The 15,791-nt window shown below is 42.5% G+C and carries 15 protein-coding genes; 1 reads left to right on the top strand and 14 read right to left on the bottom strand.

The window, feature by feature from the left end:
* Nucleotides 1-81 precede the first annotated feature (81 nt).
* The 5 genes from ACHBIE_RS05980 to ACHBIE_RS05960 all read right to left on the bottom strand — a co-directional run bounded on the left by ACHBIE_RS05980 (nt 82) and on the right by ACHBIE_RS05960 (nt 3,348).
* Nucleotides 82-552, bottom strand: a complete 471-nt coding sequence (locus tag ACHBIE_RS05980; RefSeq protein WP_105137817.1) for a hypothetical protein — start codon at nt 550-552, stop codon at nt 82-84.
* Nucleotides 553-610: 58 nt separating this feature from the next.
* On the bottom strand, nt 611-1,066 hold the full coding sequence (locus tag ACHBIE_RS05975) for a hypothetical protein (RefSeq protein ID WP_105137816.1): 456 nt from the start codon (nt 1,064-1,066) through the stop codon (nt 611-613).
* 94 nt (nt 1,067-1,160) lie between these two features.
* Nucleotides 1,161-1,541, bottom strand: a complete 381-nt coding sequence (locus ACHBIE_RS05970) for a hypothetical protein (protein ID WP_394732940.1) — start codon at nt 1,539-1,541, stop codon at nt 1,161-1,163.
* A 148-nt stretch (nt 1,542-1,689) separates the two neighbouring features.
* A complete protein-coding gene (locus tag ACHBIE_RS05965; protein ID WP_394732939.1) occupies nt 1,690-2,685 on the bottom strand; it encodes a YhdH/YhfP family quinone oxidoreductase in 996 nt (331 codons plus the stop codon).
* A gap of 324 nt (nt 2,686-3,009) precedes the next feature.
* The gene (locus ACHBIE_RS05960) at nt 3,010-3,348 is read right to left on the bottom strand and encodes an ATP cone domain-containing protein (protein ID WP_105111991.1); all 339 of its coding nucleotides are present in this window, start codon (nt 3,346-3,348) and stop codon (nt 3,010-3,012) included.
* Nucleotides 3,349-3,480: 132 nt separating this feature from the next.
* On the opposite strand from ACHBIE_RS05960, the gene pepF reads away from it, so the two are divergent.
* Nucleotides 3,481-5,271, top strand: a complete 1,791-nt coding sequence (pepF, locus tag ACHBIE_RS05955; protein ID WP_105137814.1) for an oligoendopeptidase F — start codon at nt 3,481-3,483, stop codon at nt 5,269-5,271.
* A gap of 54 nt (nt 5,272-5,325) precedes the next feature.
* On the opposite strand, the gene ACHBIE_RS05950 is transcribed toward pepF, so the two are convergent.
* The 9 genes from ACHBIE_RS05950 to ACHBIE_RS05910 all read right to left on the bottom strand — a co-directional run bounded on the left by ACHBIE_RS05950 (nt 5,326) and on the right by ACHBIE_RS05910 (nt 15,618).
* A protein-coding gene (locus ACHBIE_RS05950; RefSeq protein ID WP_394732938.1) for an IS3 family transposase occupies nt 5,326-6,677 on the bottom strand; the annotation gives its coding sequence in 2 pieces (ribosomal slippage) (nt 5,326-6,236 and nt 6,236-6,677; 1,353 coding nt in all).
* Between the two features lie 72 nt (nt 6,678-6,749).
* Nucleotides 6,750-7,337, bottom strand: coding sequence for a hypothetical protein (locus tag ACHBIE_RS05945; protein WP_105137812.1), 588 nt, complete (start codon nt 7,335-7,337; stop codon nt 6,750-6,752).
* Between the two features lie 9 nt (nt 7,338-7,346).
* Nucleotides 7,347-8,297 carry a VOC family protein gene (locus tag ACHBIE_RS05940; protein ID WP_105137811.1) on the bottom strand — a complete coding sequence of 317 codons (951 nt, stop codon included), beginning with the start codon at nt 8,295-8,297 and terminating at the stop codon, nt 7,347-7,349.
* 210 nt (nt 8,298-8,507) lie between these two features.
* Nucleotides 8,508-8,843 (bottom strand): Lin0368 family putative glycerol transporter subunit, encoded by a 336-nt coding sequence (locus tag ACHBIE_RS05935; protein WP_105137810.1) that lies wholly within the window; start codon nt 8,841-8,843, stop codon nt 8,508-8,510.
* Between the two features lie 12 nt (nt 8,844-8,855).
* A complete protein-coding gene (locus ACHBIE_RS05930) occupies nt 8,856-9,209 on the bottom strand; it encodes a Lin0368 family putative glycerol transporter subunit (RefSeq protein WP_105137809.1) in 354 nt (117 codons plus the stop codon).
* Nucleotides 9,210-9,267: 58 nt separating this feature from the next.
* Nucleotides 9,268-11,097, bottom strand: a complete 1,830-nt coding sequence (glpO, locus tag ACHBIE_RS05925) for a type 1 glycerol-3-phosphate oxidase (RefSeq protein ID WP_394732937.1) — start codon at nt 11,095-11,097, stop codon at nt 9,268-9,270.
* Nucleotides 11,098-11,118: 21 nt separating this feature from the next.
* Entirely contained in the window at nt 11,119-12,630 is a 1,512-nt protein-coding gene (glpK, locus tag ACHBIE_RS05920) for a glycerol kinase GlpK (protein ID WP_172061854.1), read from the bottom strand.
* A 178-nt stretch (nt 12,631-12,808) separates the two neighbouring features.
* The gene (locus ACHBIE_RS05915) at nt 12,809-14,278 is read right to left on the bottom strand and encodes a helix-turn-helix domain-containing protein (RefSeq protein ID WP_172067501.1); all 1,470 of its coding nucleotides are present in this window, start codon (nt 14,276-14,278) and stop codon (nt 12,809-12,811) included.
* Nucleotides 14,279-14,289: 11 nt separating this feature from the next.
* Nucleotides 14,290-15,618, bottom strand: a complete 1,329-nt coding sequence (locus tag ACHBIE_RS05910) for an FAD-dependent oxidoreductase (protein ID WP_172067503.1) — start codon at nt 15,616-15,618, stop codon at nt 14,290-14,292.
* Nucleotides 15,619-15,791: the final 173 nt, after the last annotated feature.

Raw genomic sequence — 15,791 nt, 5'->3', positions numbered from 1 at the left:
AAAATCCTGACCCTGACGAGCGTTGAGTTGGACTGTGGGTCATATCTTCACTTCTTACCTTATTTGAAAGTGAATATCACCTTATTCATTATCGATCTTCAAGCTTGGAGGGGTAGTACTTGATTCAGTTGTTGAGGTTTCTATACTCGGTAAATCAATCATCTCCACCTTCGGTTGAATCGCAGATAAGGATTGCACCAGTAAAATTAGAAGGACGATACAGCCCAGTCCGTAAGCTCCTAATTGGCTAAAGATAAAACGAGAGGAGATCAAACATTTTTGAGATGGGTAGGTCTTTAATTGTGGCTGTGCCAACTCAAGATAGGCTTTTTTATGGAAAGGAGGAATAAACACTCTCATTCCCAATGCCAGGTAAATAGTCATTCCTATCGAGATATAAAGATAAGCACGGCCATCTTGTGAAACCAAATAAAACCCACCTGCTGCAAATAAAATAGTGTAAATTCCAAATAATATCGTCGCAAACCTTGATTCATTACGAAGTTGTAAATATTCCTCCAATGTTAGAGAGGAGTTTTGTTTCTCAGACACTCTAAATATCCCCCTTACTAAGATCCAACCTTTTGTCACTTAACCATCTCAAACAATTTTACTCATCACTGATGTTCTCAAGCTCTTGCTCGATAATTGACTTTTGTTCCAGACTTGGTAAGGTATCATCGGGAAGGATGGTCTCAACCCGAGTTGCGTAGGCAGAGGCAAAACCGAAAACAACCACAATAATCGCAACCGAATAGACTAGAAAAGCCCTTTTTAGAAAGTCACTAGAAACTGAGTAGCCCTCTGTCGAATACTGCTTCAGCTCAGGTTGTTTTTGCTCTAAGATATTTTTGGGTAAAAAATAGGGTCTAAAAGCTGTCATGGCCACAGATAAAAACACTGTAATCCCTATAGAATTGTACATTTGTGTTCTTGCACCAATCGCTGTAATATAAAACATACTTGAAAACAAGACAAGTCCAAAAATAATCAGTAAAATCAAGGAAATCTGAGCATCCTTCTTCAGTTGTAAGAACTCTTCTACTGTCATTTTTTCTATTTTCATTTTATTCCCTTATTTACCTTGCCGATTCTAATAATTATAATTACCAATCTATTATATCAAAAAGACGACCTCTTGCGAAGTCATCTTTTGTCTATTAGATTTGACCTTTGGTACGAATGAGCTCTGCATCTGAGTCAGTCGCCGGTTTCCAACCTTTTGCAAGTAGTTCTTTAAGGTGTAATTTGTTATAGAGAAATCCCATAACGATATTGATCGCAAAGACCAAGTAACCTAGGTCAAACTGGTTAGCCAAGGTACCGATAAGGGCATTGGCTGCAAACATAATACCTGCCCACTTCCAGTCCTGGCGGAAAACAGCTACCCACATCGTGAAGAAGAAGGTTGTCCAAGAAAAACCGAGAGGGGCTTGCTTATTACGCGGCAGATAAATAGCAGGTAGTTCTTTGGCAATGGACTCTGCAAGGGAAACTAGCTGACTATCCATCCTCAAACTCGTTGTCACAATCAGATTCATACTTATCATTATACCAAAGAAACGACTAAAGTAATCCCTAGCCGTTTCATACTATTCAAAATTATCTTATCGTTTGTTGGTCCTTTGGTGTGCAACAGACTTCCGCCACTGATAGATTTTATTGTACATCAAATCTCAGCAGTCCAGTTTATCCAATTTTGACAATGGTTCTACCCAAATGCCGCCCTTCTTTCAAAAGAGTCATGGTCTCAGGCAGTTCTTCCAAGCTGATTTCATCATAAGCCAGCTGGTCTACAATCTTCCATTCCTTGGCGAATTTTTCCCAGACTGCTGTCCGTTTTTCATGGCTAATTTGGACAGAATCAATTCCCAAAGCCTGTACACCACGGAGAATAAATGGCAGAACATTGGTCAACATCTTGACACCTCCGGCATTTCCACAAAGCGAAACAGCACCGTCATAGTCAATCTGTGGAATCAGATGAGCGACCACATCACCACCTACTGTGTCCAGCACATAATTGTAAATCCCTTTGAGCAGGAGTGGATTCTCCTTGATAAAGACTTGATCTGGCTTGATAATCTTGCTAGCACCCAGCCGGCAAACCAGCTCATCCTGATTGTTCTTTCGGGTCAGAGCGCTAATATGCTCATAGCCCTGAGATTTGAGAATGGCAAGCCCAACCGAGCCTACGCCACCACTAGCACCTGTCACGAGAATCTGTGGTTGCTTGTCCACTGTCATTCCAGCTTTCTCAAGCGCCAGGACAGACAAACCAGCTGTGAGTCCCGCCGTGCCAAGGATCATGGCATCTTTCATTGTCAACCCTTCTGGCAATGGCACAACCCAATCTTTGGGAACGCGGGCATATTCAGAGAATCCGCCTGTATGGGACATGCCCATTTCATAGCCGGTCACCAGCACTTCCTGACCAAGAGTAAATTCATCTGTCTCCGACGAAACTACAGTACCAGCCAAGTCTATACCTGGAATCATGGGATAATTCCGGATGACACCGGAATTTTTCTGCACAGCCAGCATGTCCTTGTAGTTGACCGAACTGTAGGCAACTTTGATAAGGACTTGACCTTCATGCAAATCATCCACTGTAATGGTTTTTGGAGCAAATACAATCTCGTCGCCTGCTTGCTCAACAACCATAGCCTTAAATTCTCTATTCATTTGATAACCTCCGATTTTGATATAGGATAGAGTCAGCTTCCCAACCTCTCTACCTTACCTCCTCTCAGTTTTCTATCTATTATTATAATAAAATATTTTGGAGAATTCGTCCAGCTAAAACCGATTTAAAAATAAAATTTTAGGCTGGATTTTCAAAAAAGATAAGAGGAAATAAAAAATCCCTAAGGCACGAACTTAGGGAATGACTAGTTATAAAATCCAGATTATCAAAAAGGATGGATTTCATTTATTCTAGCATATTATGTCATAAATTACCAATAGTTTTTAGTTACATGAACCTATAGCTATAAACTATAACTACTTTTAACGTACTTGCTCAAATCGCAGATGAACGACAATCTTATCCGCGTAGCCATTGCGTTCCAAATCACGCTGCAGGCGATAAGAAATATAATGCTCTGCGATTGAGATATAGCCGGCATCCAGCAAACGGTGCTCCACCTGGGATTGTACCATGCTGATGGTTGGGCGTTCTGTATGAGCCTCTTCCAAGTCAAGTACGACCTTCTTAGTCACCTGGGCAAGGTTTTTCCGCCAGGTATCATCAATCACATAAACTGTCTGCGCAGCCTTTAAAATGGCTTGATAAATCTTTTCTGGGTCAAATTCAACAATCTCTCCACTACGTTTAATGACTTGCATATTAAGCTCCTTTCTGGTTTTCAGTAAACCCTTTCATACTTCTATTATCTAGGTTTTTCACGGTTTTGTCAAGTTATAATTTTCATTCTATGATATAATATACTTAAAATTCTGAAAATAAAGGAGAATTCTATGTCACAAGCAATGCCAAAACGCCATGAAATTGACGTGCAACTCACCTGGGATACCAACCTGATTTTCCCAGACAACCAGGCCTACAAGGATGCCCTTGCAAGCTACAAGGAACAAGTTGAGAAATTTGAGAAAACCTATAAAGGTCAATTGACCGAAAAAGCAAGTATTGTCGCTGCACTGAAAGAATACGAAGACCTGTCTATCCTCCTCGGCAAGCTGGACCACTATGCCTTCTTGCCACTTGAAGTCGACAAGATGAATACAGAATTGGCCAGCCTCGCCAATGAATACGAATTAGTGCGTGCCTTTGCCATTCCAAAATTGTCCTTCCTGGACACCGAACTGGGCTTACTTGACGAGGCAGTCTTGAACGACTTGATTGCTGAACAGCCACAATGGAAGGCGTTTTTCGAGGCAATTATTCGCCAAAAACCTCACCAACTCCACCCTCTTCAAGAAGAACTCTTGGCCAATTTTGCACCAACCTTTGGCCAACCCTACAACAACTACGGGGTTACCAAGTTTGAGGATATGACCTTTGACAGCTTTGAAGCAAATGGCCAAACCTACGGAAACAGTTATGTTTTGTTTGAAAATGACTACGAAATCAGCCACGACACGGAAATTCGTCGTAATTCCGCTGCTGGTTTCTACAATACCTTGAAAAAATACAAGAACACAACAGCTGCAACCTATCTATCGCACATTAAGAATGAGCAGATTGAGGCGCGCCTCCGCGGTTTTGACACGACCATTGACTACCTTCTTCACCGCCAAAATGTTTCCCGCGACCTCTTCGACCGTCAGATTGACGTCATCATGAAAGAATTGGCACCGCACATGCGTCGCTATGTCAAGCTGGTTGCTAAGGCTCATGGCTTGGAGAAAATTACCCACGCCGACCTGAAAATCAGCCTACCGTCCGAATTTAACCAACGCATTACGCCAGAAGAGTCTAAACAATTCTTGATTGACTGTTTGGGCATCCTTGGCGACGATTATGTCAAGATGATTGAACGTTCCTTCGATGAGCGCTGGATTGACTTTGCGCAAAATGAGGGCAAGGCGACTGGTGGTTTCTGTGCGACTCTCTATGACGGACCGTCTTATATCCTGCTTTCTTGGACTGGTCTCATGAATGAAGTCCTGGTATTGGCTCACGAACTGGGGCATGCAGGGCATTTCCAATTGGCTAAGAAACAAAGCATTCTCAGCTATGACCCATCGCTCTATTTTATCGAGGCACCATCAACTGCCAACGAAGTTTTGACTTGTAATACTCTCTTGAAAAACAACCAAGACCCTGGTTTCCAGGCTTACCTGATTAGTGAGTTAATCAGTCGTACTTACTTCCACAACATGGTCACTCACCTGCTTGAGGCAGCCTTCCAGCGTGAGGTTTACACTCGTCTGGACAATGACGAATACCTCAACGGCGACATTCTCTGCCAAATCAAGCTGGATGTCATCAAAGAATTCTGGGGTGAGGACTTTGAAATCGGCGACGATGCTGGTCTTATCTGGATGCGCCAGCCTCACTACTACATTGGCCTCTATCCATACACTTACTCAGCTGGCTTGACCATCGGTACGGCTATGGCTAAGCAATTGGAAGAAAATCCTGAAGAAGTTGTTGAAAAATGGTTGGAAACCTTGTCACTCGGTGCAAGTCTTTCTGCCCAAGACCTGGCTAAACACGCAGGCGTTGATGTATCAACAGACCAACCACTTAAAGAAACAATCGCTTACGTTGGTTCCTTGGTCGACAAGTTGGAAACATTGGTCTAATAGCAAAAAAGACTTGAACACATGTACTGACCCCAAAAAGTTAGACCAAAAATATTATTGAAAGGATTTAGTTCTATACTGAACAGGACTAAGTCCTTTTAGTTTTGTTTTAATGCGTTTATTGTTGTAGTAAAAAATATACTCGGTAATAGCTTGCTCCAGTTGATCCAGAGACTTGAAATTTTTCTCAAATCCGTAAAACATTTCTGTTTTCAAGATGCCAAAGAAAGACTCCATCATGCCATTATCTGTGCTGGTTCCCTTGCGAGACATGGAAGGACATATGCCTTTACTTGCAAGAAAACTGTGATAGACTTCATGTTGGTATTGCCAACCTTGGTCACTATGGAGAATGGTATTTGGGTAAGTTTCCTCAGGGAAGACCTTCTCAAGCAGGGTCTTGACTTGTATGAGGTTTGGAGAGCGGGATAAGGTAAAATCAATAATTTCGCTATTATAGCCATCCAGAACAGGAGAAAGATAGAGTTTTTCAGCACAATTTGGCAGAGCGAACTCAGTCACATCTGTATAGCACTTCTCAAAAGGCTTAACCCCTTCAAAGGCTCTCTCAATGAGATTAGGAGCTTTCTTGCCCACATCACCCTTGTAAGACTTGTATCTCTTGCGTCGACGAATACGAGCAGTCAAACCTAACTCTTTCATCAGCCGTTGTACTTTCTTGTGGTTGACAGAAAATCCACGATTTCTTAGCTCAAGGTGAATGCGACGGTAGCCATAGTTTCCCTTATGTTCATCATAAATGGCTTGAATTTCAACTTTTAAGTCCTTATCTCTATCTGGTTTATTCAATCGTTTGACTTGATAGTAATAGGTAGAAGGAACTAATTGGGAAATAATCAGCAGTATATTTAGTCTGAATCCTTCTGTGACCATCTCTCTAACTGTTTGAGCCTTTCTTGCTCTCTGGCTTCGTCCCTTAAACGAAGCTCTCTCAACTTTTTTAGGTAGACATTCTCCGTTCTAAGACGCTCATTTTCTTCCTGCAATCGCTCTAGCTCCGTCATCTCTTCCCAGGTTTTCTTTGGTTTACGCCCCATCTTTGGTGGCCTCCCTCTTGTTTTCTCAACAATAGTATACCCGTTTTTCTTGTATTGTGCTATCCAGTTTGGAAGAGTTCCACGATTTGGCAGGGCGTAATCAAGCGAGACGGAGAGGACTGACTGCTTATCAAGAAGTACTTTATCAATCATTTCCTGCTTGAGTTCTGGAGGATAATAGGTGTTCTTACCTTTCTTGACAATGTTTATGCCATACCTATCGATCAGTCGAAGCATATATTGGATAACAGATTCTGCAATAGTAAACTGTTTTGATAAGTTCTTGATAGACTGACCACTTTGACGTAGTTCATAGATTTTGATTTTGTCTTCATAGCTCAATTTCATAAAAATAGCACCCCAAAAGCTAGATTTTTCTCTCTAACTTTTGGGGTGCGGTTCACACAAGAGTTCAGGTCTTTATTTTGTCTGATACCAGTTGATGATGCGGTCAATTTCATCAGTCGTTAAAAAGTGGCCCTGGTCAAAAATGGCTAATTGAAGTTTGGGAAAGGCAGTTTCCTGCCAATTTTGGTAGAGTTCTTGAACTGCGACTGGGTCAACCAACTGGTCCTGCAAGCCAGCCGTCACAAGAATGTCCGCTCTGCTATTTTCCAAAGGCACTGAAAAATCAAGAGCTGATGGATGGAGCAAGAGATAGCAGTCAGCCAAATCAGCCCGCTTGGTCAGGAGCCCTGCTATAAAATTAGCCCCGTTTGAAAAGCCGACAAAGGTAATTTGCTGGTAATCTGCTACTGCAATTTGTGGCCACTGGTCTATAAAATCGGTCAAACGTTGCTCAAAATCAAGCAAATCCAGCTGCCCGTCAACCAGCGGAGCAAAAAAGCGACGGGATTTCCCCTGACCAACATTGCCCCGAAAAGATAGTACAGCTGCTTCAGGATCCAATTTTTCCCTCAGAAAGAGCATGGACTGCTCATCGCCACCTGTTCCGTGAAAAAAGACCAGGAGACAGGGCGCAGTCCCCTCCACAAAATGATAGTTCATGACTGTCTCCTAATAACGATTTCTCAGAACTTCTTCAATCTCAGCCCGGTCCTCCTCAAAGAAGGTTGGCAAGAAGAGTTCAACATCATCGAGTTTATCATGTTGCTCAGCTTTCTTGGCCTCGTGCTGACCTTCCATTGTCGCCACTTCAAACATAAGGTAGTTCGGCGCGCGGAAATAGAGGGAGTGCATAAAGTCCCGATTGATAATGCCTGAGTGCGGACGGTTGAGCAGGTCAAGTGTATGAACCATATCCTCTAAATCTAATGTATCCAAGACACCAAAGGCTACGTGGTGAATGGCACCAACCCCAATGACGGATATTTTTGAAACCTGATCGACGATAACCTGCACGCGATGCTGGAAGTCATTGTCGAATTTGAGCGAAATGACTTGCTGTCCCTGATAATCAAAACGGCTTTCCTCTTCAAAACCAAATCTCTCTGTCAGCATGTCCAGCAGGACTTTCTCCTCCAGCACCCGCATCTGAATCCCAGCAATTCCTAAAATCGCAACCGATTCAGGAATCTCGGCAGTCTCCATTGGGTACATAGGACCAATAGTATCATGATAGGTCAAGGCCAAATCTTGACCATCCTCATCTTGGAAATTGAGAATATGTCTGTCTCCCATCACTTCTACTCCACCATGTTCGACCTCAAAATCCGTCAAACGTTGTGCCCAGAACTCCAGAGCTGACTTATCCTTGACTAGAAAAATCGTTCTTTCTAGGCGATTGGTTCCCTTGCGTTCCATCTGGAAGTTTGGCATGTCAAAAATCGTGAATTCTGTACCGAACCGGCCATCTTCATCCCCGAAAAAGAGGTGATACATGGACGAATCATCCTGATTCACTGTCTTCAGGGTCAATTTCAAGCCAAGAATATGGTGATAAAAATGATAAGCCTGGTGGATGTTGCCCACCAAAGTCGAAATGTGATGAATACCTGTATTGTTCATGTAAACTACCTCGTTTCTGATTTGGTATTATTTTATCAATAATTAGTGATAATGTAAAACATTTTGCTCATATTCTTGAAAGATCATATTGTCACGACAAGCATCATTCACTTTGAAAAGACTCTGTACTTGGTTAAGCCTAGGACTTGCTGGGGTTCATTCACTATCATAAAAAGTCGGGACATTTCATCCCGACTTGAAACTTTGCTTTTAAAGGATAAATGATAGGATTAGACCGCCTAAAATTCCTCCGACCAGGGCTGCTAGGAGATTGGTTTTGGCTTTGCCAGCCTTACCACCACGCGCAACTGATGCGACAAATACACCGATACCCGCAGCAAGTCCCATATCAACCCAGGCAGACCCTGATTGGGTGATAAGCCCCACACCGTGGTTAATGGTCCAGGCCGTCCCGACAATCATTGACGCAGCGATCCAACCACCAATCGGACCAAATTTTTCAACCATCTGTCCCCAGGCCATCCGAATGATGAAGGGGAAGAGAAACGCACCAACCAAAGTAGCAATTGCTTGTTGAACTGTCATGTGATACCCTCCTTAATCTTTTTCCATATCTTCTTCAATCTTGGCTGCAACCAGTCCAGCGATGGTTGCGCCGATGACAACCAAGACGATGGTCGGAAGTGATTCAACCACAGTACCAAATCCATTTATAAAGGCATCACGGAAAATACCACACAGACCGATTCCCAGCCCCATATCGACAAAAGCTGAGTCATCATCGTGTTTGATTAGCCCCAGATAATGGTTCATAAACCACATTGGACCGATGATAATAAAGGCAGCAAAGTAGCCTCCAATAATGCCGTAGGCATCCGCAAATGCCCCCCAGACACTCATAACAAGCATACCGGCAATCATATAGCCGATGGTAGAACGTAAAAATTTCATAAAGCCTCCTTGGGTTCTTTTATATTGTTCAGCTTGGTAAGCCTTTTCATAAATTGTATTACACCTTCTTTAGATAGGTCAAATCATTCTTATTAAGAGTAGCTATAAGCAAAGCTTCTTGCTGTGCAACTTCATCTGCTGTCCAACTATAGTATGCTGTCATTTCCTTGATGATTTCAGGTGCTACTGCATCCAATTGTTCCCTCATGAAGAGCATATAGTTTGTTCTACGAAGTAGATAATCCACTACTGTCAAAGCCATTTCTTCTTTCATGGCATAATGAAGAGAAAGCAAATCCCGTTGATTAAGGTCAGACACAGCCTCTACTTTATGGTTCAAGGCAAAAACTTTAGGTGCATTTGAACCGTACAAGTTAGCAAGGTAGAGGGCATCCTCGTAGTCCAAACCTTTTTTCACCCCTAATTGTGCCAAGTGTTCAATTTCTTCTGCTACGTTTGCAGGGTTCAATTCTCCACCAGAAACAGGATAGGTCTTAGAATTGATGAGTTTAAAGCTACGCCCATGTTCTTCTTTGAGAATACTTGCCACTTTTTCAAGTGCACCTTCTGCCATCTTACGGAAGTCAGTGATTTTACCACCGGCAAGTGTGAGCAAACCATTGTCATCACGGTCAAGGGCAGAACCACGCGATACAGCAGACGGATCCAAGTGTTTTTCAGAAACACTACCTTCCAGATGAGTCAAATCGTGTTCCACATCATCACGAGTCTTTTCATTGTTCAAATAACCTTTGACGGTTTCAATCAAGCTGTTGAAACTATCGTCGCTGAGTTTTCCATTATTGCCACCATTGTAGTCAGAAGCTCCATTTCCTGACAAGAGTGGACGAAGACCAGCCCAGCCACTTTCAATATCATCCAAGGTCAAGTTTGCTTCTGGGAAACGATTGTTAACAATATCCAATAGATAATCGACATCTTCTTGTGTAATCGTTGGATTCGCCAAATCACCTGTATAGTCCGTATCTGTCGTACCAAAATAGGTTTTGTTTTCACGCGGAAGGACAAAGACCATACGGCCGTCAGCGTGTCCAGTGTCAAAGTAAGTTGGTTGTGGCACAGACAAGCGAGAACTATCGACAACTAGGTGCACACCCTTGGTTGGACGCATTTGAAGGACGCCTGAACCTTCTCCACCAAGATTACGCACTTCGTCACTCCAAGGTCCTGTTGTATTGATGACCAAACGAGCACGGATTTCAAAGGTGCTGTCTGTCAGCAAATCACGAGCGACGATACCGACAACTTTTCCAGACTCATCCTTGATGAATTTTTCCGCTTTGACACGGCTGGCAATCAAGGCTCCGTCTTTGGCAGCACGTTTGATATTTTCAATTACCAAGCGGGCATCGTTATTACGGAAGTCCAGATAAACTCCACCACCAAGCAAGCCTTCTTTTTTCAAATGCGGTGCTCGTTCCAGCACTTCTTCTCTTGTCAACACCTTATTGGCAAGGTCAGTATTGTTGACGCCAGCCAACAAATCATAGAGATCCATGGCCACTTTCAAGCGGAAGAGGCTAAAGGTAGATCCTTCTTCATCGTAAACTGGAAGCAACATTGGGTCTGGTTTGGGAATGTGAGGTGCAATATTTTGCACTACTGCACGTTCTGAAACTGTATCAGATACTACTTCTACATCAAACTGTTTGAGGTAACGAAGCCCACCGTGAACCAACTTGGTTGAACGACTGGATGTCCCTTCGGCAAAGTCCTGCATTTCAATCAAGCCAGTTTCCATACCACTAGCAGCGGCTTGGAGGGCAACACCCGCCCCCGTAATACCACCACCAATAATCAAGAGATCCAACTGTCTATCTTGCATTTTTTCAATCGCTAAGCGACGTGTTTCTTTTGAAAATTCCATGTTTTCACACTTTCTAACTTTTTACTCTTCATCCAATTGTGCAAATAACTGCGTTGCAGCAACTGCTTTTTTCCAGCCTTTATAGAGCTGTTCTTTGCGTGCTTCATTCATTGCTGGCTTGAAGGATTGACCAACTGCATTCAATTCCTTCAATTCATCCAAGTCCTTCCAGAAACCAACTGCTAAACCTGCTAAGAAGGCTGCACCAAGTGCAGTTGTTTCCAAGTTTTTCGCACGGGCAATCTCAATACCAAGGATATCTGCCTGGAATTGCATGAGAAGGCTGTTCATGGCAGCACCACCGTCTACTTTCAAGACAGAAATATCAATTCCTGTATCCAATTGCATGGTATCAATAACATCACGAACTTGATAGGCAATAGATTGTAGAGTAGCTTTCACAAAATCTTCCTTGCTTGTACCACGAGTTAAGCCAAAGACAGATCCACGCGCATCTGAATTCCAATATGGAGCTCCTAGTCCCGTAAAGGCTGGTACAACATAGACCTCATCGTTGCTAGTAGACTTACGAGCAAGTTCTTCAGACTCAGGCGATGTTTCCACCATTCGCATACTATCACGCAGCCATTGAACTGCAGAACCAGCGATAAAGATTGAACCTTCTAGTGCATAGTAAACTTTTCCGTTAATGCCATAACCGATAGTGGTGAGAAGACTATTCTCAGATAGCTGCATTTCCTCACCAGTGTTCATAACGATGAAGGAACCTGTTCCATAGGTATTTTTCACCATACCTGGCTCAAATGCCAATTGTCCAAATAGGGCTGCTTGTTGGTCACCTGCCATACCAGAAATAGGAACTTCTGCACCGTAGAAGTGGAATGGCGCTGTTGTTCCGTAGATTTCTGAATTGGAACGAACTTCTGGCAACATAGCTTTTGGAATATTGAGGAGCTCAAGGATTTCATCATCCCACTTGAGTTCCTTGATATTGTAAAGCATGGTGCGGGCAGCGTTTGAGTAATCTGTTACATGGCACTTACCATTGGTCAATTTCCAAACCAACCAAGTATCGATAGTTCCAAAGAGAATTTCACCTTTTTCAGCACGTTCTTGTGCACCTGGAACTTGGTCCAAAATCCACCGAACTTTTGTTGCTGAGAAATAGGCATCTACTACAAGACCAGTCTTTTTATGAATCAAATCCGCATGTCCATCCGCTTTTAACTGATCAGCAATATGTGATGTTTGACGAGATTGCCAGACAATGGCATTGTAGATTGGAAGTCCTGTTTCTTTGTCCCAAACAACTGTCGTTTCACGTTGGTTAGTGATACCAATCCCTTCAATCTGGTCTGGACGAACACCACTTTCAATAAAGGATCCCGCAATAACAGACTGAACGGAATTCCAGATTTCATTGGCATTATGTTCTACCCAACCCGGTTTAGGGAAAATTTGTGTAAATTCTTTTTGGTAGCTACCAACTTTTTCACCTTTTTTGTTAAAGATGATGGCGCGTGAGCTTGTTGTGCCTTGGTCGATGGCCATAATGTATTTTTCAGTTGACATTTCCTGTCCTCCTTGTAGATTTATCATTACTTTTGAAAGCGTTTCCGACTCCCTTGTGATTTTATTGTAATCTATTTTTCGAAAATAATCTTATCAATTTTTTTATAATTTCAAAAAAATCTGATAAAGTTGTCTTTTTGCGACAAAAGAAAAACTTCCTAGGGAACTAGAAAGTTTATCACCGACGTTCAATCCGAAACTGCTTTCGTTCGACCAACCGTTTAGACTGCTCCAACTTGCGCTGTTGAATGGTCTGGATAAGGCTCTTTACATCCTTCAACTCCTGATCAGTTGGCAATCCATAGATATGATAAGATGGATCTTGCTGCCAAGGATAATCATGGCAAATAACCAGATCATAGGATTGGTCTGATTGGACAGGCTCGATTTGAATTGACCGATTGCGTTCTAAGGACTGACATAAGACATGTAAAATGGGAGAACTGATGACAGATGGATAACTGGATGCCCACCCAATTTTCACCATGGTTGGCTCCACCTGCATAAAATATGAAAATAATTGCGTCAAAGATAGCAAATGACTGGTGGCTGGGGCTTGCCTTCTCCCAAAAATCTCCTCAGATACATGGTGCAAGATACTAGAAGCAGCCTCTTGCATGAAGGGATCATAGTCAGCCAACTCATCCAAGCCACTATCGATGCAGGAAGTAAAAAAATAGAGCTGACTAAAGACCTGATTGAGATGATAGAGTTCTCCTTCTTCCACTGTCAAATCTGTCTTCAAGAGTATTTTTACACGTTGAAAGGCCCAACTAGTCGCTTCCATAATGGGGCCTCCGAATCCTAAGACCTGTTCTAGTTGATGGGCTGCCACTATCCCTTGACTAAACAAGAAGGCAAAAACGGACATTGTGTCACCCTCTTGAAAGGAAGCAGATGCTTGCTGGCGTAAGGTTAAAAAGATCTGACGGAGGTGACGGTAAAATTTATGTTGCTCATAGGGAGCCATTAATTGATAAACTGTCTGGAAATCCAAATCCTTCAATCGCATTCTTTTCTGGACAATCATCAACCAGAGAGCCAACTGATGGGCCTGTCGAGGATTAAACTGGGATTGATAAAAGCGTTCAAAAATCGGCAGATGAGCAAGTTGCTCCCTAAAGACCCGATCTTGTTCTAATTCCTTGAAAGGCCTGGTCAGCCAGAATAATTGATAATAAAAATAGCGAATTTGCAACTCACTACCCCGCAAACGACCGTTCCGTATGCTCACCTGAAACTCTTTCAGGACTTTGTTTAATGTCGAAAGGTGTCTGTTCAAAGTAGCTTCACTCAGCAATAAATCTTGAGCTAGCATGGGGATGGAGCATTCATTTTTATCAAAAAAATAAAGTAAAATCTGGTACTTGATACTAGTTCTAAAGAGATAGGCAAACAGGTCTTGTCTGGATAAATTAGCTCCGCGTTGTAAGACAATTTCTTCTTCTCTAATTTGAAAAACTAGACCAAACTGGCCCTCTTCAACCTCTTCAGAGAAACTTTCTATATAGCGTAACAAGGTAGATTTAGACAGATGGAGCTCCTGGGCAACTTCCTTTATTCCAATAGGTGTAACGGACTTGCGCAAGAGAAGAAAGAGCTGGTAAATAGCGCGCTCACGTTTTTCTAATAAATCTAGAATATGCACACAATCACCACCTATTCTTGGTCAGTTTTTTGCCACAAATACTGATTGGCTGCTTCCATAATGAATGGTTGCAGATCGGTTCTACCAGGCAAACAAAGCCAGGATTCTTGTAACAAGTCCTCAACTGTCATATTTTTTGAAATAGCTAGTGCCAATACATTCATCTGTGCCATGTGGTCAGAGGAAGATACCAATTGACCACCAAGAATACGTCCATCCCCTCGACTGACCACCATTTTGAAGTCTATTTCATGTTTATCCCATTGACTGAATGGATGACGGATGCGAACAGTGTCTGTGTCTAACCACAGGTTTGCTTCCCTTTCTGTCAGTCCTACGCTAGTCAGATTATAGCCAAACACATGGGTGGAGACAATGCGTTGAACAGGCTTTAAGCTCTTCTGCTTAACCAGTAGATTTTCAGCAACCAGACGCCCTGTCAACATAGCGTGGTTGATCATGGGCAGGTAGGCCTGCCCAAACATGGTAACAGGCATCCGAATTAAATCCCCTACCGCAAAAATTCCAGCTTGGCTGGTTTCAAGATACTCATCCACCAGAATACTACCATCTGTATGCAGGTCCACTAGTCCTTCCACCAAATCTGTATGGGGTCTAAAGTTGGTACCCAAAAGCACCAAGTCCGAATGATATGTTCCCTGCAAACTGCGTAACTGGACTTGACCTATCTCATCCAAGTTAACTTCATTAACTGTTTCCGAAAAATGATAGTCGAGTCCAATTCGGTCAAACTCTCCCCAGATAAAATCGACCATTTCTTGATCGAAATATTTGGCTAAGGGCCATTCTTGTGATTCAATCAACCTGATCTTAATGGATGAACGACTGAGAGCCTCCAAACTTTCAAGACCAATTTGACCAGCTCCTATGACTGTTACCCTTCCGGCCCCTTCAATCTTTTCGAAACTCTTTTTAGCTTCTCCAATAGATTTACTTGTCAAAATCTTTTCCGATAGATCAACCGACTGGTGTCCCCAAACTTGTTGAGCACCCATAGCTAAAATGAGATAGTCGTAGGATAATTCCCGTATGCTTTCTTCTTTTTTTAGCCTTATTCTTTTAGATACAGCTTCTATAGAAATGCATTCCCATCCAAGTAAGAAATGAACGGCCGACTGCTCTAGCCCTTCAAAATAGCCAACCCTCGCTTCTTCCCAGCTTGAAATTTCCCCTTTTACTTTCCAATTGAGTGCATTGGGAAAGTAGCCTGTACTTTCTTCCTTGTCAATCACATAAATAATCGCTTGTGGATAGCGTTTCTGGCATTCCATTGCAGCTGTCAAACCAGCGAATGAAGCACCAATGATCAAAATATTCATCCCGCTTCCTCCCTTCTCCTCCATTATAGCATTGACAAGGCAAATTCTTATTGAAAAGGTTTACACATCCAAACAAAAAAGCACACCTATTTTATGATGTGCTTGAATAAATTTAAATAAAAGGTCGAAAATGGCAGTTGATGCCCTAATTATCTTTGCTCGGGTTAAAAATA

This window comes from Streptococcus sp. A23 (assembly GCF_043674155.1).
GTDB lineage: Bacteria > Bacillota > Bacilli > Lactobacillales > Streptococcaceae > Streptococcus > Streptococcus suis_V.
Note: the sequence above shows the minus strand (reverse complement) of the source record. Positions and strands in the feature narration are given on the sequence as shown.